Annotated in this window: 21 protein-coding genes; 10 read left to right on the top strand and 11 right to left on the bottom strand. The window is 67.4% G+C overall.

Annotated features, from left to right (window positions below; translation table 11 throughout):
• Window positions 1-2: 2 nt before the first annotated feature.
• From A5787_RS22730 to A5787_RS22715, 4 genes are all read right to left on the bottom strand, one after another.
• Entirely contained in the window at window positions 3-1610 is a 1608-nt protein-coding gene (locus tag A5787_RS22730) for a multicopper oxidase family protein (protein ID WP_066971198.1), read from the bottom strand.
• A 91-nt stretch (window positions 1611-1701) separates the two neighbouring features.
• Window positions 1702-2565 carry an ABC transporter substrate-binding protein gene (locus A5787_RS22725; RefSeq protein ID WP_066971196.1) on the bottom strand — a complete coding sequence of 288 codons (864 nt, stop codon included), beginning with the start codon at window positions 2563-2565 and terminating at the stop codon, window positions 1702-1704.
• 7 nt (window positions 2566-2572) lie between these two features.
• On the bottom strand, window positions 2573-3316 hold the full coding sequence (locus A5787_RS22720; RefSeq protein ID WP_066971194.1) for an SDR family NAD(P)-dependent oxidoreductase: 744 nt from the start codon (window positions 3314-3316) through the stop codon (window positions 2573-2575).
• A gap of 33 nt (window positions 3317-3349) precedes the next feature.
• On the bottom strand, window positions 3350-4117 hold the full coding sequence (locus tag A5787_RS22715) for an SDR family oxidoreductase (RefSeq protein ID WP_066971192.1): 768 nt from the start codon (window positions 4115-4117) through the stop codon (window positions 3350-3352).
• A 133-nt stretch (window positions 4118-4250) separates the two neighbouring features.
• Between A5787_RS22715 and A5787_RS22710 the strand changes: the two genes are divergently transcribed.
• The 9 genes from A5787_RS22710 (at window position 4251) to A5787_RS22670 (ending at window position 13906) form a co-directional block, all read left to right on the top strand.
• Window positions 4251-5063, top strand: coding sequence for an SDR family NAD(P)-dependent oxidoreductase (locus A5787_RS22710; RefSeq protein ID WP_066971190.1), 813 nt, complete (start codon window positions 4251-4253; stop codon window positions 5061-5063).
• A 63-nt stretch (window positions 5064-5126) separates the two neighbouring features.
• Window positions 5127-5792: a TetR family transcriptional regulator gene (locus A5787_RS22705; RefSeq protein ID WP_066971188.1), complete on the top strand. Its 666-nt coding sequence runs from the start codon at window positions 5127-5129 to the stop codon at window positions 5790-5792.
• A gap of 10 nt (window positions 5793-5802) precedes the next feature.
• Window positions 5803-5997 (top strand): ferredoxin, encoded by a 195-nt coding sequence (locus A5787_RS22700; RefSeq protein ID WP_066971187.1) that lies wholly within the window; start codon window positions 5803-5805, stop codon window positions 5995-5997.
• Window position 5998: 1 nt separating this feature from the next.
• Window positions 5999-7255 carry a cytochrome P450 gene (locus A5787_RS22695; protein ID WP_066971185.1) on the top strand — a complete coding sequence of 419 codons (1257 nt, stop codon included), beginning with the start codon at window positions 5999-6001 and terminating at the stop codon, window positions 7253-7255.
• Between the two features lie 49 nt (window positions 7256-7304).
• The gene (locus A5787_RS22690) at window positions 7305-8477 is read left to right on the top strand and encodes an amidohydrolase family protein (RefSeq protein WP_066971246.1); all 1173 of its coding nucleotides are present in this window, start codon (window positions 7305-7307) and stop codon (window positions 8475-8477) included.
• Window positions 8478-8536: 59 nt separating this feature from the next.
• The gene (locus A5787_RS22685) at window positions 8537-9706 is read left to right on the top strand and encodes a Xaa-Pro peptidase family protein (protein ID WP_082977394.1); all 1170 of its coding nucleotides are present in this window, start codon (window positions 8537-8539) and stop codon (window positions 9704-9706) included.
• Window positions 9696-10823 carry a Xaa-Pro peptidase family protein gene (locus A5787_RS22680; protein ID WP_066971181.1) on the top strand — a complete coding sequence of 376 codons (1128 nt, stop codon included), beginning with the start codon at window positions 9696-9698 and terminating at the stop codon, window positions 10821-10823. The genes A5787_RS22685 and A5787_RS22680 overlap by 11 nt, the downstream gene beginning before the upstream one ends.
• A gap of 175 nt (window positions 10824-10998) precedes the next feature.
• The gene (locus A5787_RS22675; protein WP_066971179.1) at window positions 10999-13437 is read left to right on the top strand and encodes a CaiB/BaiF CoA-transferase family protein; all 2439 of its coding nucleotides are present in this window, start codon (window positions 10999-11001) and stop codon (window positions 13435-13437) included.
• Window positions 13438-13489: 52 nt separating this feature from the next.
• Entirely contained in the window at window positions 13490-13906 is a 417-nt protein-coding gene (locus A5787_RS22670) for a hypothetical protein (protein ID WP_066971177.1), read from the top strand.
• Here the strand turns inward: A5787_RS22670 and A5787_RS22665 are convergent.
• The 4 genes from A5787_RS22665 to A5787_RS22650 form a co-directional block, all read right to left on the bottom strand.
• Window positions 13903-14733: an SDR family NAD(P)-dependent oxidoreductase gene (locus A5787_RS22665; protein WP_066971175.1), complete on the bottom strand. Its 831-nt coding sequence runs from the start codon at window positions 14731-14733 to the stop codon at window positions 13903-13905. The two genes, A5787_RS22670 and A5787_RS22665, sit on opposite strands and share 4 nt — an antisense overlap.
• Before the next feature lie 11 nt (window positions 14734-14744).
• Complete coding sequence (locus tag A5787_RS22660; protein WP_066971173.1) at window positions 14745-15593, bottom strand: mycofactocin-coupled SDR family oxidoreductase; 849 nt, start codon at window positions 15591-15593, stop codon at window positions 14745-14747.
• 27 nt (window positions 15594-15620) lie between these two features.
• Window positions 15621-16823, bottom strand: coding sequence for a cytochrome P450 (locus tag A5787_RS22655; protein ID WP_066971171.1), 1203 nt, complete (start codon window positions 16821-16823; stop codon window positions 15621-15623).
• Window positions 16824-17030: 207 nt separating this feature from the next.
• A complete protein-coding gene (locus tag A5787_RS22650; protein ID WP_066971169.1) occupies window positions 17031-17681 on the bottom strand; it encodes a TetR/AcrR family transcriptional regulator in 651 nt (216 codons plus the stop codon).
• 218 nt (window positions 17682-17899) lie between these two features.
• Here A5787_RS22650 and A5787_RS22645 point away from each other — a divergent pair, with 218 nt between their 5' ends.
• On the top strand, window positions 17900-19075 hold the full coding sequence (locus A5787_RS22645) for an acyl-CoA dehydrogenase family protein (protein ID WP_066971167.1): 1176 nt from the start codon (window positions 17900-17902) through the stop codon (window positions 19073-19075).
• On the opposite strand, the gene A5787_RS22640 is transcribed toward A5787_RS22645, so the two are convergent.
• From A5787_RS22640 to A5787_RS22630, 3 genes are read right to left on the bottom strand one after another with little or no spacing between them, the layout of a single operon-like run.
• Window positions 19072-19335 (bottom strand): DUF4190 domain-containing protein, encoded by a 264-nt coding sequence (locus A5787_RS22640; RefSeq protein WP_066971165.1) that lies wholly within the window; start codon window positions 19333-19335, stop codon window positions 19072-19074. The two genes, A5787_RS22645 and A5787_RS22640, sit on opposite strands and share 4 nt — an antisense overlap.
• A 56-nt stretch (window positions 19336-19391) precedes the next feature.
• On the bottom strand, window positions 19392-20165 hold the full coding sequence (locus tag A5787_RS22635; RefSeq protein WP_066971244.1) for an acyl-CoA dehydrogenase family protein: 774 nt from the start codon (window positions 20163-20165) through the stop codon (window positions 19392-19394).
• Window positions 20166-20189: 24 nt separating this feature from the next.
• Window positions 20190-21287 carry an acyl-CoA dehydrogenase family protein gene (locus A5787_RS22630; RefSeq protein ID WP_066971163.1) on the bottom strand — a complete coding sequence of 366 codons (1098 nt, stop codon included), beginning with the start codon at window positions 21285-21287 and terminating at the stop codon, window positions 20190-20192.

The raw sequence follows: 21287 nt of genomic DNA, 5'->3' as shown, positions 1-21287 counted from the left end.
GGTCAGAACGTGTAGTCCAGCCGGGTCTGCATGCCCGCGTCCTGGTGGTAGGTGTTGTGGCAGTGCAACTGCCACAGGCCAGGGTTGTCGGCGACCAGCACGGCGAGCACTTTCTGCTTGGGCAGCACGATGACGGTGTCCTTGCGGGCACCCGGGCTGCCGTCGGCGTTGATCAGCTGGAAAGTATGCCCGTGCAGGTGAATTGGGTGGTACATCATCGTGGGGTTGTCGAACGTGATGGTGGGCCGCTCGCCCTCCCGGACGTGGAGCGGGTCCGTGTTGCTGTAGGGCCTGCCGTTGATCGTCCAGTTGTATTGCACCATGTTGCCGCCCAGCACGACGGGGAGGTTGAGGTCGGGCTGGGGCCGGCCCAGGTTGACCGGCGTTGTGGCCGTGAACATTCCGATAGTGCCGACCCGCTTGCCGAGCTCGGCCGGTTGAAAACCCGGGTCGGGTGGGCTGCCGGTTCCGGTGGACAGCAGCGCGCGGGCCAGGTCGTCCTTTCCTTCTGCGAGCGCGACCAGCGGGAAGACGCCGTCGGCCGCGGTCACAATGACGTCGTAGCGTTCCGCCATGCCGATCAGCAGAGCGTCGACCTCGGTGGGCACCACGGGATAACCATCGGTGTGGGTGACCGTCATCGAATGTCCGGCCAGTGCGACGCGAAACGCGGTATCGGAGCCCGTGTTGATGAATCGGATCTTGATGCGCTGGCCCGGCTTCGCGTTGAATGTCGTGGGCGCCGCCGGGATTCGGCCGTTGACCAGGTAGTAGGGGTAGCCGATGTCCCCCGCGTCGCCGCCGAGCAGATCGCTCTTACTGCCGCCGTTGTCGGACATGCCAGGCATCTCCGGCATCCCGGACGTCGGCGTGGTCGAGGTTGTTGGGCTGGCCGAGGTCATGGATGTCGTCGACGTCGTCGACGTCGTCGTCGGCATGTTCGAGCGACTGGGCTTATTCGGACTGGTGAGCTCACTGTAGAGCTGCTGGGGGCTTTTCCCTACGCCATCCGTCCAATCATCAAGGACAACAATCCATTCGGCGTCGTAATCGCCGTCGCTCGGGTCGTCGACAATCACCGGCAGGTAAAGTCCCATGTCGGCGTCCAGACCGGTGTGCGGATGGCCCCAGTAGGTGCCCGAATTCGGCACGGAGAACCGGTAAGTGAAGTCCTGGCCCGCCGGGATGTTCGGGGTCGCGGGCGCGGCGCCGTCCATGTCGTTGCGCAGCGCGATGCCGTGCCAATGCACCGACGTCGGATGGTCCAGCCGGTTCGAGACGGTGACGACGAGTTCGTCACCGACCTTGGCCCGGATCAGCGGTCCCGGGATGCTGTTGCCGTAGGCGAAGGTACGGGCGATCGGTCCGCCGAGGTCGACCTGGACCTGCTGGGGCGTCAGGCTGGCGGTCACGGTGCGCCCGCTGTGCGGCCGCGCCTTCTCGGCGGCGGCGATGGCCGCGGCCATTTGCGCTGCGGTGCCCGATGGTTGGGGGTTGGGTTGGCTGCAGCCCGTCAGCGCGAGGCCGCCGGCGATGCCGGCGGCCATGAAGCCGCGCCTGCTGAGCCGCGCAGCGTCGAAGGGTGCCCCGCTGGTGGGTACCACGGGCATTGAGCGCTCCTCGTTTCCGGTCAAATCGCCCCCGGGCGCCTTATACCGTGCTCGGCCGTTGGCCGGAACGCAAGTACCGGCGTGTGCGCGCTCAGATCGGCCGGTAGATCTGGTCGGCGGGCGTCGAAGGGACGCCGAGTTCGGCCGCGACGGCGTCGATCGCGCGGCGGGCTACGTCAAGATCCACCCGGCCGTCGGGAGTGAAGTACGGGCCGATGTAGCGCTCGTAGTGGCGTCGCACCTCGTCACGGGTCAGCCGGTTGAGAAACGACGCCATGTAATCGATGGCCAGGTCGGGCCGGTCGGCGAGCGTCCGGAGGGCGCGCCGGTTGGCCCGCACCACCGCTTGCACCGCGGGAGCGTCGGTCCGAAGGCGGGTCGCATCGACCGCCACTCCGACGGTGGGGATCTGAAAGTGGTCGCCCACCCACGCCAGCACGTGGAAGCCTTCCTCTGCGGCTACCTGCTCCGGTGCCAGGGTGCTGCCGACATAGGCCGCATCGATCGAGCGATCGCGCAACCGGCGCAGATCCATCTGGTAGTCACCCGGGGCCCGCGCCACACACTCCAGGTCGCGGTCGGGGTCAAGGCCGTGCTGGCGCAGCACGATTCGCGCGAAGCATCCGGGGGCGGTGTGCGCCGCGTGCACGGCGAGCCGGCGGCCGCGAAGGTCCGCCATGGAGGTCACACCGGAGCCCCCGAGGAACCAGAACAACGGGCGGTGGGTGTTCACGCTCAGCACCGTCCACCCGATGCCGTCGGTCAGCCGCGATAACAGCGCCCGGCCCAGGCCGATCGTCGCGCAGGAGCGCAGACGCTCTGTGTCCCAGACGATCCCGTCCCGCACGGCGACGTGGACGCCCTCGTCCTGAAAGTAGCCCTCCTGATCGGCGACATAGGCGACCAGTTCCTCGTGGATGCCGCGCCCGGCGTAGGCCAGGTCGATCGTGTGCATGGCCCGATCAGTCCATCGCCAGTCCGCCGTTGATCGGCAGGTAGTGCCCGGTGGTGAAACCGGACTCCTCGCTCGCCAAGAACGCTATGGTGTGGGCGACCTCATCCGGCGTCACCAGCCGTCCCATCGGCGCGGCCTCTCCGAGCTCACGCACCCCATTGGGCGTGAGCTGGCCGGTCACCGCGGTTCCGCTGACGGTGGCCGGCGCGACGAGGTTGGCGGTGATCCCGTGCGGTGCCAGCTCGAGTGCGACGTATCGGACGAACTGGTCCAGAGCCGCCTTCGCGGTGCCGAGCGCGATCATCCCGTCGCGGGGACGCCGGGACAGCCCGGTGCTGAGGAAAATCAGCCGGCCGTAGCCCCGCGAAACCATGCCCGGCACAACCGCTTTCGTGAGCATGTACGCGGCGTGCAGTTCCGCGTCCACCTTGCCGCCGAGCTGCTCCCAGGTGAGGTCGGCGAAGGAGGTGACGACGAACGGTATCAAGGCGTTGTGCACCAGCACGTCGATGCCGCCCCAGCGCCGGGCGATCTCGTCGGCCATGGCGGAGACGTCCCCGGGCACGGTGACATCGGCCTGAACGGCCACGGCCTCGCCGCCGGCCGAAGTGATGCCGGTAACCACCTCCTCGGCCTGTTGGCCGCTGGCGCGGTGGTTGACCACGACCCGAAATCCGCGGTCGGCGAGGACCCGGGCGGTCGCTGCACCGATGCCCCGGCTGGCGCCGGTGATCAGTGCGACTCGTGGCATCGGCGCTCGCCTCCGGTCCATCCCCGCGGCCGCTTAATGCGCACCGCTGGTCGCCTGGGAGGCCGCCCAGTCGCTGAAGCGGGTGGGGTAGATCGTCGGGTCCTCGCTGTCGAGGGGAACGATGGTGTGCTCGTCGAGCTGGGTGCCGAAATAGCGCGCCTCGGGGTCCCCCACCACCTGACGTGGATCGTTGGACGCGGCAAGGGCAGCCCGGATGAACTCATCCATGCCGCGCTTTTCGGGGCCGGCGATGTTGGTCATGCCGTTGGTCGGATCGCTGATCGTTGCGCCGGCGACGGCGGCGGCGACGTCCTTGGCGGCGATCGGCTGGAACGCCCCGACCGGCAGGCGGACGGTGTCGCCTTCGGTTGCCGAATCGGCGATGGCATTGACGAATTCGAAGAACTGGGTCGCTCGCACGATGGAATACGGGTTTCCCGATTCCTCGATCAGCTTCTCCTGGGCGACCTTGGCCCGCATGTAGCCACTGTCCGGGGCACGGTCGGCGCCCACGATCGAGAGGGCGACGTGGTGCTGCACACCGGCGGCGCGCTCGGCCGCGAGAAGGTTTCTGGTCGACGCGGTGAAGAAGTGCATCACCGGGTCGTCGTCGAAGGACGGCGAGTTGGACACGTCCACCACCGTGTGCACGCCCGCCACCGCCTCCGCGAGACCCTCGCCGGTGACGGAGTCGACGCCCGAGCGCGGCGAGGCCGAGATCGCCTCGTGTCCCAGCGCGGTCAGGTTCGCGATGACCTGCGAGCCGATGAGTCCAGTGCCGCCGATGACCAAAACCTTCATGATCGAACCCTCCCGAAATAGCCGATGAACCGGTCAGCTCACCCTTCCACTTCTGCGCGAAGCGGACCAGAGACGGCCCACGGCTTAAATCAATTGCTTGACTTAACGCGGCCCGCGCCGATTAACTCGTCGTGTGGTCAACGATCTGGCGGGCAAAGTCGCCATAGTCACCGGCGGAGGGTCGGGCATCGGTAGGGGCACGGTCGAGAAGTTTGTGGCCGAGGGCGCGCGGGTCGTCATCGCGGACGTCGAAGCCGAGAGGGGCGAAGAATTGGCGGCGGGGCTGGGGCCCGACACCTTCTTCGTGCGCACGGACGTCTCCGACCCGGACCAGGTCGGGGCGCTGGTCGCCGCGGCGGTCGAGAGATTCGGCGGCCTGCACGTCATGGTGAACAACGCCGGCGTCTCGGGCACCATGCATCCCCGGTTCCTCGAGGACGACCTGGCCGACTTCCACCGCATCATGGCGGTCAACGTCCTGGGGGTGATGGCGGGAACCCGAGACGCCGCGCGGCACATGGCCGCCCACGGCGGGGGATCGATCATCAACATGACCTCGATCGGCGGCATTCAGGCCGGCGGCGGCGTGATGACGTACCGCGCGTCGAAAGCGGCGGTCATCCAGTTCACCAAATCCGCGGCAATCGAGTTGGCGTACTACGAGATTCGGGTCAATGCCATCGCGCCGGGCAACATACCGACGCCGCTGCTGAAGACGTCCGCGATGAACATGGATGCCGAGCAGCTCGAGCGCTACGAGGCGGGGATTCGCGAGACGATGCGGGCCGACCGGCCGCTGAAGCGTGAGGGCACAGCTGAGGACATCGCCGAGGCGGCGCTGTACTTCGCCAGCGACCGGTCTCGCTACGTCACCGGGACCGTGTTGCCGGTGGACGGCGGCACTGTCGCGGGCAAGGCGATTCGGTCCAAGAAGCGCGGAGGATGACGATGCGCCAGAGATTTAAATCAAGCGCTTGACTTAAAGTAATGGACGGGGTTGACTAGCGGGATGACCACGGCAGGCAGGACCGTTCGCACCGAGCGGGCAAGCTCCACCCAGGAAGCGATCCTGGTGGCGGCCGAACGGCTGTACGCCGAGCACGGCATGTTCGCGGTGTCGAACCGGCAGGTCAGCGAGGCCGCCGGTCAGGGCAACAACGCCGCGGTGGGCTACCACTTCGGCACCAAGGCCGACCTGGTGCGCGCCATCGAGCAGAAGCACCGCGGTCCCGTCGAGCAGCTTCGCGAACGCATGGTGACCGAGCTGCTGGAATCGGGCGGCTCGGCCGACATGCGCGGCTGGGTGGCCTGCCTGGTGCGCCCGCTCACCGATCACCTCGAACAGCTCGGGAACCCCACCTGGTACGCGCGCTTCGCGGCGCAGGCGATGACCGACCCGGCCTACTACAACATCATCGTCAAGGGCGCGCTCAGCTCTTCGTCGCTGGTTCAGGTCGTCGACGGGATCAACGACTGTCTGCCCAACCTGCCGGCCGAGGTGCGATTCGAACGCAACATCATGGCCCGCAACCTCTTGATGCACACCTGCGCCGATCGTGAACGCGCGCTGGCGGCGGGCTCATCGCTGCACCAATCGTCTTGGCGCGCGGCCGCATCCGGCCTCATCGACGCGATCGTGGGCCTGTGGCTGGCGCCCGTGACACCGGACGACTAGGGGTCAGCAGATGAAAGTCACTGTCGACCAGGACATTTGCGCGTCTTCGGGTAACTGCGTAATGAACGCACCCGAGGTATTCGATCAGCGCGACGACGACGGCGTGGTCGTCTTGCTCAATCCCCATCCAACGCCCGCGCTGGCCGACGGCGCACGACGCGCCGCCGCGGCGTGCCCCGCGCTGGCCATTCGCATCGAGGAATGAAATGTCGGACACACTGACGAGCATCAAGACCGAAGCGGGTCCGCAGATCCCGGACTACCCGATGGCGCGGGATGTGGGCTGCCCGTTCGCCCCGCCGCCGGACGTCATGGCGCTCGCCGAATCCAAGCCGCTGAGCAGGGTGCGCATCTGGGATGGCAGCACACCGTGGCTCATCACGGGCTACGACCAGGTGCGGGAGCTGTTCTCCGATTCGCGGGTCAGCGTCGACGACCGCACGCCGGGGTTTCCGCACTGGAACGAGGGCATGTTGTCCACCGTGCACAAGCGCCCGCGATCCGTCTTCACCTCCGACGGCGAGGAACACACCCGGTTCAGGCGAATGTTGTCGAAGCCCTTCACCTTCAAGCGGGTGGAGGGGCTGCGGCCGAGCATCCAACAGATCACCGACGACCACATCGACGCGATGCTCGCCGGCCCGCAGCCCGCCGATCTCATCACCGCGCTGGCCCTGCCGGTCCCGTCGCTGGTGATCAGCCAGCTGCTGGGGGTGCCGTACGAAGACGCGGACATGTTCCAGCACCACGCCAACGTGGGGCTGGCGCGCTACGCGACGGGGGAGGACACCGTCAAGGGCGCGGTGAGCCTCAACAAATACCTCGCCCAGCTGGTCGAGGCCAAGATGGAAAACCCGGCCTCGGAATCAGCGCCAGACGCGGTGTCCGACCTCGCCGAGCGGGTCAAAGCCGGCGAACTCAGCGTCAAAGAGGCCGCGCAGCTGGGCACCGGTCTGCTGATCGCCGGCCACGAGACCACCTCGAACATGATCGGGCTGGGTGTGCTTGCGCTGCTGCAGAATCGGGACCAGTTGGCCGTCATCCGCGATGCCGAGGATCCCAAGATCGTCGCGAACGCCGTCGAGGAACTGTTGCGCTACCTCAGCATCATCCAGAACGGCCAGCGCCGCGTGGCCCTCGAAGACATCACCATCGCCGGCGAGGTGATCCGCGCCGGCGAGGGCATCATCATCGACCTGGCCCCGGCCAACTGGGATTCAGGTGTGTTCACCGAGCCGGGTCGGCTCTACCTGCACCGATCGGGGGCGGACCGCAACGTCGCCTTCGGCTACGGCCGGCACCAGTGTGTCGGGCAGCAGCTGGCCCGCGCGGAGCTGCAGATCGTCTTCCGCACGCTGTTCCGCCGGGTCCCGACGCTGGAGCTGGGCATCCCGTTCGAGGAGGTGCCGTTCAAACACGACCGGCTCGCCTACGGCGTCTACGAATTGCCGGTGACCTGGTGAGCCAACCTGATTACTCTCGACAGAGCCGATCCCGAATGGAGGGTCAATGATGACGACTCAAGCAAGCACCGTTTCGCTTTATCCGCCGGGAGGCTTTGGCGCACCGAAGGATCGGCGCGGGCACGCCAGTGGCAGCAACGTGGGACTGCCGGAAGGGACGGTCGTTTTTTCGGCCGACAACCACATCTCCCTGGCCGCCGACATCTTCTACGAGCGCTTCCCCGAGGAGCTCAAGGACAAGGCGCCGCGGATCTGGTACGAGGACGGCGCCTATCAGGTGGGTCGCAAGGGCCAGTCGTTCCTGCCGGGTGACTTCAGCGCGGTGCTGATGCAGTACGACGACCTGCCCGGGGCCGCCAGCACCAACATCGAGGCCCGCATCCAGGAGCTGCACGAGGACGGCGTCGACAAGGAACTGGCGTTCCCCAACGCGGTGCTGGCGCTGTTCCACTACCCGGACAAGAAGCTTCGCGAACTCGCGTTCCGCATCTACAACGAGTACATCGCGGAGCTGCAGGCGCGCTCGGACGGCCACTTCTACGGCGCCGGGCTGATCAACTGGTGGGACGCACATGGCACCCGGCAAACGCTGGAGGAACTGAAGTCGTTGGGGCTCAAGACGTTCCTGATGCCACTCAACCCGGGCAAGGACGACGACGGCAACCCGATCGACTATTCCAGCACGTCGATGGACCCGGTGTGGGACGAGATCGAAGCCGCCGGCTTGCCGATCGCCCACCACATCGGGGAGACCCCGCCGAAAAGCCCGACCGAGTTCAACAGCGTCGTGGTCGGCATGATGATCAACATCGACGGATTCCGGGAGACGTTCGCCAAGTACATCTTTGGCGGCATCCTCGACCGCCACCCGGCGCTGCGCCTCGGCTGGTTCGAGGGCGGGATCTCGTGGGTGCCGTGGGCCCTGCAGGACGCCGAGCACCTGGTGGCCTCCTACCAGCACATGTTCAACCGGCCGCTGGAGCACGACGTGCGCTACTACTGGGACAACCACATGAGCGCGTCGTTCATGGTCGACCCCCTGGGTCTGCAGTTGATCGACAAGATCGGCGTGGACAAGGTGATGTGGTCCAGCGACTACCCGCACAACGAAAGCACTTTCGGTTATTCCGAAAAGTCGCTGGCCGCCGTCGTCAACGCCGTCGGTCCGGAGAATGCGGCACGCATCGTCAGCGGCAACGTGACCCAGTTCCTGGGCTTGTAGTGACGGCCGTCGCGCCGGCGGGCGGGCTGGCGATTCCCGAAACCCCCGACCTGACGCGGATGCGCTGCGAGACCGGGACTCGACTACGGGCGGCGATGGCCGAACGCGGCGTCGACGCGCTGATTCTGCTGGGCAACAGCGCGGTGGTCTACGCCACCGGGACGAGTTGGCCGCTGGGCGACGCCGGGATGTCCTACGTCGAGCGGCCGGTGGCCGTGGTGGTCGCCGGTGACGCGTCGCCGCATCTGTTCCTGCCGTTCCGTGAAGGCGCCGCGCACGAGTCGGAGCTGCCTGCCGACCACCTGCACGGGCCGGTCTACCTCGAATTCGACGAAGGTGTGGCCGATTTCGCTCGCCAGTTGGCCGATCTGCTACCGCCCGGCGCGGTGATCGCGGTGGACGAGTGCACCGGTGCGATGTCGCGCGCCGCGAAATCGTTGTTTCCCAACGGTGGTCCCGCCGATGCGTCCGCCATCGTCAGTGCCGCCAAGGTCGTCAAGACCCCGGACGAACTGGCCTGCATCCGTACCGCCGTTCGGATCAGCGATGAGGCGATGGTTGACGTGCACAAGGCTGTAGCCCCCGGCGTCCGCCAGAGCGATCTGTCGGCCAGCTTTCTGCGGCGGGCCTTCGAATTGGGCGCCATGGCCAGCATGCTGGAGCCGATCTGGCAGGTGATGCCGCCCAGCAAGGCGGAAGGGGTGTGGACGACGCACGGCGACTTGGCCCTGCCGCTGTTGAGCACCGAGCGCGAACTGGCCGAGGGTGACGTGCTGTGGACCGACGTCAGCATCACCTATCACGGCTATTGCTCGGACTTCGGCCGCACCTGGCTGGTGGGCCGTGACCCGGCGCCGCGCCAGCGGGCGCAGTTCGAAAAGTGGCAGGAGATCATGACCGCCGTCGAGGGCGTGGCCCGCGCCGGCGTCACCGCCGGTGATCTCGGCCGGGCCGCCATCGCGGCCAACGGCGGCGGCCGGCCCTGGCTGCCGCACTTCTACCTCGGCCACGGCATCGGCGTCAATGCGGCCGAGATGCCCATGATCGGAACGGATCTCGGACAGGACTTCGACGACAACTTCGTCCTGCAACAGGGCATGGTGCTGGTGCTGGAGCCGGTGGTCTGGGAAGACGGCACCGGTGGCTACCGCAGCGAAGAGGTCGTGGTGATTACCGAGGAAGGCACGATTCGATTGACCGACTACCCCTACGCCCCCTATGGCAACTGAAGTCCTCCCCGACGACCGGGCGCTGCGCTCCGGGCGCCGTCAGCGGGCGCTCGAGCAGATGGCGGCACACGACCTCGACGTCCTGGTCCTCGGGCGCCAGGCCAACATCCGCTATGTCACCGGCGCCCCGCAGCTGTGGGTCGCCGGGACCCGACCGTTCGGACCGTCCTGCGTGCTGGTGCGCGAAACCGGTGGCATCCACCTGCTCAGCACCTGGGACGAAGGCGTTCCCGACGACATCCCCCACGAGAACCTCTATGGCATCTCGTGGAACCCGATGAACACGATGTCCGCGCTGCAGCGCATCGACGGTGCGGCCGCCGCGCGCCGCGTCGGAACCGACGCGCTCTCACCGGCTTTCGCCCAGCTCCTGCCAACCGCGTTCCCCAACGCCGAGCTGGTCGACGGGGAGCTCGCCATGCGCGCCGCCCGACGTGTCAAGACGGATGAGGAGGTGGCGGCGCTGCGGGAGGCGATCGCGGTGGCCGAATCCGGCCTCGCGGCCGGGGTGGCCGAGCTGCAGCCGGGCGTGCGCGAACAAACGCTGGCCGGCGTGATGCTGGAGGCGATGGCGGCCGGCGGCGTGAGCACGCCGTCCAATCAGGAATTCGCCTGGATCACTTCGCCGGATCACCCGTGGCGGCGGGTCAACGGTGACAACCGCAACGGGCGTGTTCACGACGGTGACCTGGTGGCGTTCTCGGCCGGCGTGCTCGCCGGGGGCTACATGGGTGAGGTCGGCCGGACCTGGCCCGCGGGCGGCGTCGGCGGTGCGGCCGCCTTGTACCGCCGCTGGGACAACCTGTGCGCCAGGCTGTTAGCGGCATGCCAGCCCGGCGCCTCGGCCAGCGAACTGCTGGCCGCCTACGAAGCCGCGGGCGAACCGGCGCCCCCGATGCCGGTGGCCCGGGGCCTGGGCATGGGCTTCGATCCGCCCGTCGTGTCCAATCACCTGCCCCGCACCGCGGCCGACGAACGCCTGGAGCCGGGAATGGTTTTGGCAGTGACCGGATACGTCTGGCAGCAAGGAGTCGGCGCGGTGTTCGGGCGCGAGGCCGTGCTGGTCACCGCCGGCGGCCCCGAAGTGCTGACGTCGAGCCCGCACTGGCAGGGATAAGGTGCGCACCCGCTGCCGCCCAGGACGCTCGCCGCGACACATAAACCGTTGCGACGACACGCCGATAACCTTCGCACCCGCTTATGTCTCGCGGACCTAGCGCGTCTTCCGGGTCAGACGTCTCAGCAAAGAAGGGGCGCAGCAAGAAGGACTCCAAGGGGAAGAGAAAGCACTAGTGGCGCAACCCCTCTCCGAATTCCCGCTGGCCGGCTATACCGTGGTCGACCTGTCCATCGGGATAGCGGGCGCCTATTGCACGAAGTTGCTGGCCGACGGTGGTGCCGATGTCGTCAAAGTCGAACCGCCAGAAGGTGATCCGTTGCGTGCCTGGTCGGCGTCGGGAGCCGCCATCCCGCCCGGCGAGGATGGAGCGTTGTTCAGCTTCCTTGCCGGGGCCAAGCACAGCGTCGTCGCCGATCCCGAGGTCGGCGACGACCTCGCCCTGGTGAACCGGCTGCTGGCCACCGCGGAGGCGGTGGTGTGGTCGGGTGGTTCGAGACTGGCCGACGCCCCGGACTTCACACCGGCCGCCATCCACGACCGCCATCCGCACCTGACCGTCATGTCGATCACGCCGTTCGGGCTCGAAGGACCCTGGCGACACCGGGCGGCCACCGAGTTCACGCTGCAGGCCTGGTCCGGGGGAATCATCGGACTCGGACGTGGTGAGCCCGACCTCGCGCCGGTGTTCGTCGGCGGGCAGGTCGGGGAATACCTGGCCGGGGTCTACGCCAGTGCCGCCCTGCTGGCAGCGCGGTACGACCGAATCGGCGGTGGCCGCGGACAACTGCTGGACCTGTCGATGCTCGAGACGCAGATCCTTTGTCTGACCTACTATCCCGTCACCTACTTCGAAATGCTCGGGCGCCCGTGGCGCGACGCCAGGCGACTCACGGTGCCTGGTGTGGCCCGCGCCAAAGACGGACTGGTGAACCTCGGCTGTGGCACCGCGCAGCAGTGGTTCGACCTCTGCGCGATGGTGGGACACCCCGAGTGGATCGACGAGGAATCGCCGCTGACGATCACCGAGCAGGCCAACATCCACGCCGATGAGGTCTACGCGTGGGTCGAGAGCAACACCGTTGACGATATCCGGGAGCTGGCGACGGCGTTCCGGATCCCGAACGCGCCGGTCGCCAACGGCGCCAACATCGCAACGCTCGACCACTTCCGCGAACGCGGATCGTTCGTGCGCAACCCCCGCGACGGATTTCAGCAGCCGGGGCATCCGTACCGCATCGGGACCGCCCGGCTGCGTCCGCCGGGCCCCGCGCCGCGACTGGGGGAGCACACGTCGCGCTACCGGACGGCCGGCGCCGGTCCCCGGCCGGCGCCGAGAACTTCGTATGAACGCCCAAACCGACTGCCGCTGAGCGGACTTCGCGTAGTGGACATGACAACGTTCTGGGCGGGCCCTTGCGGCACCCACTTCCTGGCCATGCTCGGCGCCGAAGTCATCCACCTGGAATCCGCCCGCCGCCCCGACGGCACCCGCCTGATCGCCGGCCTACCGATCACCGAGGCCCAGTGGTGGGAGAAGTCGCCGATCTTCGCGGCGCTGAACACCAACAAGAAGGGGCTGACGCTGGACCTGCAGAGTCCGCGCGGCCGGGAGCTACTATGCCGGCTCATCGCGACGTGCGACGTCGTCGCGGAGAACTTCACGCCACGGGTGCTGGACCAGGTGGGGCTGGATTTCCCTGCAATTCAGGCGATCAAGCCCGACGCGGTCCTGTTGCGGATGCCGGGGTTCGGCCTGGACGGCCCGTGGCGCGACAACCCGGCGTTCGCCTATGTCATCGAGGCCGCGGCGGGCGTGAGCTGGCTGACCGGCTATCCCGACCGCACGCCGTATGACCCGTATTCGATCGGCGATCCCAACGCGGGTATGCATGCGCTCAATGCGTTGCTGCTGGCGCTGGAGCATCGTCGCCGCACCGGCGAGGGCGTGCTGGTGGAAGCGGCGATGGTGGACGCCGCGCTCAGCATCTCCGCCGAGCAGGTCATCGAGTACTCGGCTTACGGCGCGCTGCTGGAACGGGCGGGCAACCGGGGTCCGACCGCGGCGCCGCAAAACCTCTACCGCAGTGCCGATATCGACGAATTCGGCCGCCTGGACAGCTGGGTCGCCATCGCGGTCGCGACCGACGACCAATGGGCGCGCCTGGGCAAGGCGCTCGGGTCGCCCCGGTGGGCGACCGATTCGCAGCTGGCCACCGCGGCCGGCCGGGCGGCGCAGCACGATCTGATCGATGAGCACCTGGCCAAGTGGTGTGCGCCCCGCGGCCGCGACGAGATCGTCGCCACCCTTTGGGAGGTCGGCGTGCCGGTGGCCAAGGTCATGCAGCCGCATCGCCAAACGGAATTGGAACAGCTGGCGTTTCGACACTTCTTCGAAGAGGTCGATCACCCGGTGAGCGGTCCGGCGAGGCTGAGCACCGTGCCGATGAGGTTCTCCGCCGGGCCCGACGCGTTTCACACCCGGCACGCGCCGCTGCTCGGCGAGCACAATCGGGAATTGCTGACCCAGCTGGGTTTGACCGACTCGGAGATCGCCGACCTGGAAGCCGATGGCGTCATAGGGCAGGCGCCGGCGGTGCGCGCCGCGACGTGACCCGACGGCCCCCGGGGTGTCACATCGGTGACCGCTGCGGAGTCTAGAGGGTATGAACTCCCTACTGCATCGAAGCGTATTGGCCCTTTTGGGCGTCGGCGGCGCCGTGACGGGCGGGTGGGCCTATGCGGCGCCGCGCCACTGGTATGACACCTTTCCCGGTTTGGGGATGAGCTGGCTGCCGCCACTCGGCCCGTACAACGAGCACTTAGCCAAAGACGTCGGGGCGATGTTTCTGGCGATGGCGGCGGTCACCGCCGTGACGTTCGTCCTGGCGGCCAACCAAACCCTGGTCAGGGCCACCGCGGTGATGTGGCTTGTCTTCAACACGCTGCACTGCGTTTATCACCTGTCGATGCTGCAGATGTACGACACCCGCGATGCGACGGTGAACGGAATTCTGTTGCCCCTGGCCGTGTTAGCGGCGGCGGCACTGTTCATTCCGGTGCGCTCTGCGGCCGGCCGCTAGTGCTTCCAGCCCTCGGCGGCCTGGTCGTCGAACGTACCGTCAATGCGCTCGAACCTGCGCTTGATCGAGCGCCGGGCCGCCTCGTGTGGCAGGACGTACAGCCGGTTGGCCAGGATCGCATCGGCCGTCAGCCTGGCGACCTCGTCGACACTCACGCCCTCGTCCTGCGCGGGCAGCGGACCGAACGCGCCCTCGGGCGATGAGGACAACCCGTAATCCGCGCCGCGGATTCGTTCCGAGTTGGAGACCAGCTTGGTCTCCACGACCATCGGGCACAGCACCGATACGCCGATCCCGTTGTCCTTGACCTCGCGCGCCAGCGTCTCCGCCAGGCCCACAACGCCGTACTTGGCAACGCCATACGCCCCCAGGCCGGCGTTGGGCACGAGTCCGGCGAACGACGCGGTGAACGCGATGTGGCCACCGGTGCCCTGCTCGAGCAGTCTCGGCAGGAAGGCCTCGACGGCATGGATCGAGCCCCACAGGTCGATGTCGATCACCCAGCGCCAGTCGTCGTGCGTCATCTGTGCGATCGGGCCCGCGACGACGATCCCGGCGTTGCTGAACAGCACGTCGACCTGGCCGAGCAGGCGAAAGGCTTGTTCCGCGAGGTGAACCATCTCCTGGAGATGCCGCACGTCGCACATCACCCCGTGCGCGTCAAAACCCTGGCCGCGCAAGTGGGTCACGGCCTGTTCCAGCGCCGGTTGGTCGACATCGGCGAGCACCAGCCTGGCTCCGCGGCGGGCAAACTCGGTGGCGGTGGCCAAACCGATGCCGCTCGCCCCACCGGTGACCACCGCGGCGCGTCCTTCGAATCCGTCCATACGACGGCACCCTATTTCAGGCAGCTACCCGCATCGATGGGCAGGGTCACCCCGGTGACGTAGCGGGACTCGTCGGAGGCAAAGAACAGCACCGCGTTGCTGATGTCCACCGGTTCCACCCACGGCACCGGCAGCGTGTGGAACATCTGACAGATCGGCGCCATGTCGTCGGGGCCCGGGTTCTCCAGATCCGGACGGAACATCCTCCAGGTCCCCTCGTTCATGATCATGGCGGTGCTCACGTGGGTGGGATGCACGGAGTTGACGCGAATCATGTGCTGCCCCAATTCAACCCCGAACGCCCGCATCAGCCCGACCACGCCGTGTTTGGCGGCGACGTAGTGGCCGGTGTGCGGGTAGGCCTTGAGCCCGCCGACGGAGCTGGTCAGGATGATCGACCCGCCGCGGCCGCCGGCAAGGATGTGGGGGACACCGGCTTTCACCGATTTCCACACCCCGGACAGGTTGACATCGATCATCTCGGTCCAGTCTTCTTCGCTGGTCTTGTCCAGCGTTTGACCGCCATTGCCGATGCCCGCGTTGGCCACGATGATGTCGAGCCGGCCCAGCTGCTCCACGCCGCTGTCGACGGCGGCCTTGAGCGCGTCGTAGTCGCGCACGTCGACCTCCGCCGTGACGATGCGGCGGTTATGGCCCTTGACGAGGTCGGCCGTCTCCGCCAGGTCCTCGGGCGTCGACGCGGGAATCGCCGTGTCCGGGAGGCCGTCGCGGATCGGTTTGCAGATGTCGACCGCGATGATGTCGGCGCCCTCTTGCGCCAACCGCACCGCGTGGCTGCGGCCCTGACCGCGCGCCGCCCCGGTGATGAAAGCGACTTTGCCTTCGACACGTCCAGTCATTGGCTCCTACCTCATTTCCTCAACGGCTCAGCCGAGAACGGCCGGCATGGTCTCCCATCCCCGCACGGTGGAAGTCGGGGACAGCTTGGCCGCGGTCAGGTCGACGTCCCATTCGGGGAAACGCTTCAAGATCTCTTCGAGCGCGATGCGGCCCTCGAGGCGGGCCAGCGCCGAACCGAGGCAGTAATGGGTGCCGACACTGAACGTCAGGTGCTGGCGCGGTTCGCGGCGAATGTCGAAAACGTCCCCGTCCGGCCGGAATTGGCGGTGGTCACGGTTGGCCGCGCCCACGAGCATCATCATGACGCTGCCCGCGGGCACGCGTTGGCCGTAGTACTCGACGTCGCGGGTGACATAACGGGCCACGTGCGGCGCCGGCGGTTCGAAGCGCAGCAACTCCTCGATCGCCGCGGGGATCAGCGACCGGTCGGCGACCAAGGCGCGCCGCTGCTCCGGGTGTTCGGCCAGCACCTTGCCGGTCCACCCGATCAGCCGGGTGGTGGTCTCGTTGCCGGCGCCGGAGACCACGCTGATGTAGATGAGCAGTTCCTCGCGGGTGAGTCGGCGGACGGCTCCCGTCTCGTCCTCGAACTCGGCGCGGAGCAGTTCGGTCATGATGTCGTCGGAGGGATGCTCGGCCCGCCAATCGATGAACTGGCCGAAGAATTCGCCGTTCATCATGTGGTCGGCCGTGGCATCCATCGGCTTGCCCGCTTCGGTGCGCAGGTTCGCGTTGGCGCGATCGCGCGCGGCCTCCTGGTACTCCTCGGGAATGCCCAGCAGCATCCCGATCACCCGCATGGGCATCTGCGCCCCGAGGTCTGCGACGAAGTCGAACCGGTCCGTGCCGACCAGCGGATCCAAACTGCGAGCACAGAATTCGCGGATCTTCGGCTCGAGGTCGTTGATCTTGCGCGGCGTGAACATTCGGGACAGCAGCTTGCGGTGGACGTCATGGATCGGCGGATCCTCGAACAAGATCACCCCTGGCGGAATGTCGATGTTCGCCTTGATCAGCTCGAGGATCGCGCCCCTCGCCGAGCTGAAGGTTTGGTAGTCGACCAGCCCGCGGTCTACGTCGTCGAACCGGCTCAGCGCGAAGAAGTCGTGCTGCTCGTTGTAGTACAGCGGCGCCTCCTCGCGCAGCCGCCGAAACATCGGGTAGGGGTCGGCGTTGAGCCCTACGTCGTACGGATCGAAGTGGATTTCGCTGGGCGCGCTGAGTGTCACGGGTGGTCAATCGCCTCTCGCCGGAACCGCGTTCCCCCGGGATCGCGGATCTTGCCGCATGTGACTCTGTCATCACCCGCCAACGGGTGTCAACGACGAATCCGTTTCAGCTAGTTCTGATTCTAGATATTAGAGAATCAGATTCTCGGATGGCAAACGCCGTGCGTTATTTGCTCAGGTTCGCATGCCGAACGGGCCCGGGAAGGGTCAGCCGACGAATCCGCGTGAGCAGAAATCCCACACCTCGTCGGCGGTGATGGGGTGGACCGTCGCGTCGTCGGAACCGCCGCTGGATTGCGCGATGAACATGACGGTCTGCATGGCCATGGCGGCGATCCGCCGGGGGTTGACGTCCGCGCGCAGCTTGCCGGCGTCCGAGGCCGCCTCCATGAGCTCGGTCAGCAACGCCAGCAGCGGCGCGTGGGCGATCTTGACCTCCGCTGGATGCGTGACCAGCAAGCGCGGCGCAAAGTCGGTGAACAGCGGCCGCTTGGCCGTTGGGTCGGGGCGTGACGCCTCGTACAGCAGCTCGATGGCGACCTTCAGGCGCTCCAGCGGGTCGGCCTGGCTCTCGGTGGCCGCGCGGATCTGGTCGGCCGAACGGCTCAGTGCGTCTTCGAACAGGGCGAGCAGCAGCTCATGCTTGCCGTCGAACTGCAGGTAGAAGCTCCGCAACGACTGGCGGGACCGGTCGACGACCTCCTGGACGGTAAAGTCCGTGCTGCCCTTTTCGATGATGATGGCCTGCGCCGCGTCGAGAAAGCGCTGGACGCGCTGTGCTGCCCGCAGTTTCGCGGTTTTGATGGATCGTTCGACCGCGCGCTGCTTCCAGGCGGGCTCTTCGCTTGGACTCGTCACGGTCGGCTCAGATGATTGCCGCGTGGGGAGAACATGGTTGGACTCTACCGGAGAACGCCGTGCCATCGGTGTGCTCGACCCCCTATGGACGCCGTGTCGGAGATTGTAACTTTCTCACCACGAGAATACTATTCTCTTAGACGCGTGTATGGAAGCGCAATCGCAAGAGCATAACGCGCCGTGCCGGAGAATCCGGAAACCGCCATTCAAGGAGTGCAGTGCAGCTGACCTTTGACGCCGACGTCGAGGCGTTCCGCGCCGAGTTCGTGGCCTTTCTGGACGCACACCTCCCCTCGGAGGCCGAGGCGGTCGAGCGACCGCGCTCGAGTTCGCACATCCCGGAATGGGCCCGGCGCTGGCAACGGCTGCTCTTCGACAGCGGCTGGCTGTTGCCCGGCAATCCACCAGCATTTGGGGGCCGCAACGCCACGCTGTTGCAGCAATATGTGTACCTGGAGGAATTGGGCCGCCGGCGCATCTATCAAAGCTTCAATCCGCAGGGCGTGGGCATCATCGCGGCGTCGTTGTTGACGTTCGGCACTGACGAGCAGAAGCGGCGCTGGGCGGTGCCGATCCTGCGGGCCGAGATCACCGCGTCGCTGGGGATGAGCGAGCCCGGCGCGGGCTCGGACCTGGCGTCGTTGAAGACTCGGGCGGTGCTCGATGGAGACCACTTCGTCGTCAATGGGCAGAAGGTGTGGACGTCGGGCGCGCACGACGCCGACGTGCTGTTGGCGTTCGTGCGCACCGATCCGGACAAGCCGAAACACAAGGGGATCAGCGCGTTGATGATTCCCGCCGATGCCCCGGGTGTGGTGCGCCGCCCCTTTGCGTCGATGTGTGACGACGACGAAATCGACTTCAACGAGGTGTTTTTCACCGACGCGCGCGTGCCGGCCGAGAATCTGGTGGGTGAATTCAACGAGGGCTGGCGCGTGGCGACCGGTTCGCTCGGCCACGAACGGGTCATGCTGTGGATGGGCTACGTCGACTTATTGCACGAGCTGACCATTGATTTCAGTCCGTCGGGATCGCTCGAGCGGGACCGCTACGCGACCCTGGTGATGGATTCCTATGCGCTGCGGCTGCTGGGGTCCGCGGCCCTGGCGCGCGCGGCCCGCGGGGAAGAGGACGTGCCCGCGCAGTCGGTGCTCAAGCTGCTCGGCTCCGAGGCCCTGCAACGCGCCTCCGAGGACGCGCTCAACGCGGCGGACTCCGACGGGCTCACGTACCACGCGGTCACCGCGCCGTTTGCTCCGCTGAACCTCGACAGCCACTATCGCAGCTGGTTCGACCGCTACGCGCGCAGCTTCGCCGCGACCATCGCCGGCGGCACGTCCGAGATTCAGCGGAACATCATCGCCGAACGGGTGCTCGGCCTGCCGCGCAACTAGCGGGCGTCCGACCAGGCGTAGTAACCGATCGCGACGAGACCCGCGGCGATCGACACCGCCCCTAATATCATGCCCGCGAGGGCGATTCGTGGATTGTTCGCTTCGCCGCGCTGCACCCGTCTGCGGGCGACGTCGCCGGTGATCACCGCGGCTATGCCGAAGGGCACCCCGATGAGCAGCCAGCAGGTGAAGAGCGCGACGAGGCCGACGAGCAGCGAAGCAACGCCGACTTCGTTTCTGGGTGCGTCGGGCTGACTCATCGCGTCCCATCCTCGTGGTTGCCAGACGAGTGTACGCGCAGAAACGCGGTCCGCCGTTACAGCTGAGCCAGCCGTGGCGCAAAGCCTTTGGCTCGCAGTATCGTTCCGGCCTCGCGGGTCAATTCCCGGCTGCTGCCCAGCAGCGCATCGAGGATCAGCGCCCGCTTGACGTGGCGGTGCAGCGGGTGCTCGGCGGTGAAACCGATGCCGCCCAGCACCTGCTGACAGTGGCGCGCGGCGGTCAGCGCGGCCTGACCGGCCGCGGCCTTGGCGAGCAGGGCGGCCAACCCGTCCGCGTCGTCCGGCGATGCGGCCGCAGTCAGGGTCGCCTCGGCGCCCTCGATCGCGACGAGCGTCTCGGCCAGCCGGTGCCGGATCGCCTGAAAGGAGCTGATGTGCCGACCGAATTGAACGCGATCCAGGGCGTGCTGGCGCGCCAGGGACAGCATCGCCCGGCTCGTCCCGATCAGCCACCAGCCAACCGCCCGGCGGCCGGCGGCAAGCGCGGCCTGCGGCATGGGATCCCCCTGCGCCGCACGGTGTATCGGCAGCTCGCCGTCGAGCGCCGAGCCGGAGCCGTCGCTGCGTTCCCAGACCACCCAGGAGCCGCCGGCAAACGGCAGCGGCAGGGCGCCGCCGGGCGCGCTCAGCACGACATCGTTGAGGACCGGCGCGTGCGCGCCGGTTTCGCCCAGCAGCCGGAACACCAAAGGGATTGCGATGTCAGGTATTTCGTCGAGCATGTCGCCCCAGCCGAGGTCGGACAACGCCGCGTCGAGCTTGGCGCCGCTCGCAGCGGTCATGGTGGTGCGCAGGGAATCGGCCAGCATGCGCAGTGCCTCGGGATCCACGATTCACTCCTTCCCGAGGTCGAGCAGCCGGCGGGCGATGATGTTGCGCTGGATCTCGGCGGTTCCGCCATAGATGGTGGCCGCGCGCGAGTACAGGTACTCCGAGCGCCACGGCGTGTCGTCGAGTTCAAGCGTCGCGGGCAAAAGATCGCGCACGGTGTCGTAGAGCCGTTGCTCGGCGGTAGCCAGCAGCACCTTGTCGATGGAGGTGTCGGCCCCGAGGCGCGCACCCTCACCCAGCCGGCGCTGGGTGTCACGGGACCGGCAGCGCACGGTGTGCAGCGCGAGATAGGCTGCGCCGAGCGCGGATTCGTCCCGGCCGTCGGCTACTGAGCTCTCCGCGATGAGTTCGTCGAACCGCGAATAGAGGTAGGCGATCCGCTGCCAGAAGCAGGTGGAACGCTCATAGGGCAGCAGGTCCATCGCCAGTCGCCAGCCGTCGCCCGGGCGGCCGAGCATCCGGCCCGCCGGGACCACCACGTCGTCGTAGTACACCTCGCAGAACTCGTCGACGCCGTGCATGGTGCGCAGCGGACGAATCGTGATGCCCGGGGTGTCCAGGTCGACGAAGAACGCCGTAATTCCATCGTGGCCCGGCGCGGTGCGGGTGAGCAGGACGCAGCGCGTCGAGAACTGCGCGAAGCTGGTCCAGACCTTCTGCCCGTTGATGATCCAGTTGTCGCCGTCGGGGGTGGCGCGGGTGGTCAGCGAGGCGAGGTCGCTGCCGGATCCTGGCTCGGAAAAGCCCTGACACCATTGCTCGCGACCGCTCAGCAACCGCGGCACCATTTCGGCGGCGAGTTCGGCCGGCGCGTAATCGATCATCGTGGGCGCGAGCACCTCGAGCATCGAGTACGGACCGGGTTCGGCGAGGCGCCGACCGACGACCTCTTCGCCGACGATCGCCCGCAGCACGGCGGGGCCGCCCAGTCCGCCGACTTCTTTCGGCCAGCCGTAACGCATCCACTCGGCGTCATACAGCGCCCGGCTGACCCGGGCGAATTGCCGCATATGGCCCTGCAGCGAGTGGTCGGGCCCGGGGGTCAGGTCGTTCTCGTCGAGCCACGCGCGCAGGCCCGCCCGGAACTCTTCGACATTCAC

This window comes from Mycobacterium sp. 852002-50816_SCH5313054-b (genome assembly GCF_001667185.1).
Taxonomy (GTDB): domain Bacteria; phylum Actinomycetota; class Actinomycetes; order Mycobacteriales; family Mycobacteriaceae; genus Mycobacterium.
This window is presented reverse-complemented; position numbering and strand designations above follow the sequence as displayed.

Bases quoted from the DNA above. Each gene is read 5' to 3' on its own strand.
- A5787_RS22640 (WP_066971165.1), bottom strand. From the start codon at position 19,335: ATGAGTCAGCCCGACGCACCCAGAAACGAAGTCGGCGTTGCTTCGCTG.
- A5787_RS22720 (WP_066971194.1), bottom strand. From the start codon at position 3,316: ATGCCACGAGTCGCACTGATCACCGGCGCCAGCCGGGGCATCGGTGCA.
- A5787_RS22665 (WP_066971175.1), bottom strand. From the start codon at position 14,733: ATGGACGGATTCGAAGGACGCGCCGCGGTGGTCACCGGTGGGGCGAGC.
- A5787_RS22660 (WP_066971173.1), bottom strand. From the start codon at position 15,593: ATGACTGGACGTGTCGAAGGCAAAGTCGCTTTCATCACCGGGGCGGCG.
- A5787_RS22670 (WP_066971177.1), top strand. From the start codon at position 13,490: ATGAACTCCCTACTGCATCGAAGCGTATTGGCCCTTTTGGGCGTCGGC.
- A5787_RS22680 (WP_066971181.1), top strand. From the start codon at position 9,696: ATGGCAACTGAAGTCCTCCCCGACGACCGGGCGCTGCGCTCCGGGCGC.
- A5787_RS22635 (WP_066971244.1), bottom strand. From the start codon at position 20,165: ATGCTGGCCGATTCCCTGCGCACCACCATGACCGCTGCGAGCGGCGCC.
- A5787_RS22690 (WP_066971246.1), top strand. From the start codon at position 7,305: ATGACGACTCAAGCAAGCACCGTTTCGCTTTATCCGCCGGGAGGCTTT.
- A5787_RS22730 (WP_066971198.1), bottom strand. From the start codon at position 1,610: ATGCCCGTGGTACCCACCAGCGGGGCACCCTTCGACGCTGCGCGGCTC.
- A5787_RS22715 (WP_066971192.1), bottom strand. From the start codon at position 4,117: ATGAAGGTTTTGGTCATCGGCGGCACTGGACTCATCGGCTCGCAGGTC.
- A5787_RS22725 (WP_066971196.1), bottom strand. From the start codon at position 2,565: ATGCACACGATCGACCTGGCCTACGCCGGGCGCGGCATCCACGAGGAA.
- A5787_RS22705 (WP_066971188.1), top strand. From the start codon at position 5,127: ATGACCACGGCAGGCAGGACCGTTCGCACCGAGCGGGCAAGCTCCACC.
- A5787_RS22700 (WP_066971187.1), top strand. From the start codon at position 5,803: ATGAAAGTCACTGTCGACCAGGACATTTGCGCGTCTTCGGGTAACTGC.
- A5787_RS22685 (WP_082977394.1), top strand. From the start codon at position 8,537: ATGCGCTGCGAGACCGGGACTCGACTACGGGCGGCGATGGCCGAACGC.
- A5787_RS22695 (WP_066971185.1), top strand. From the start codon at position 5,999: ATGTCGGACACACTGACGAGCATCAAGACCGAAGCGGGTCCGCAGATC.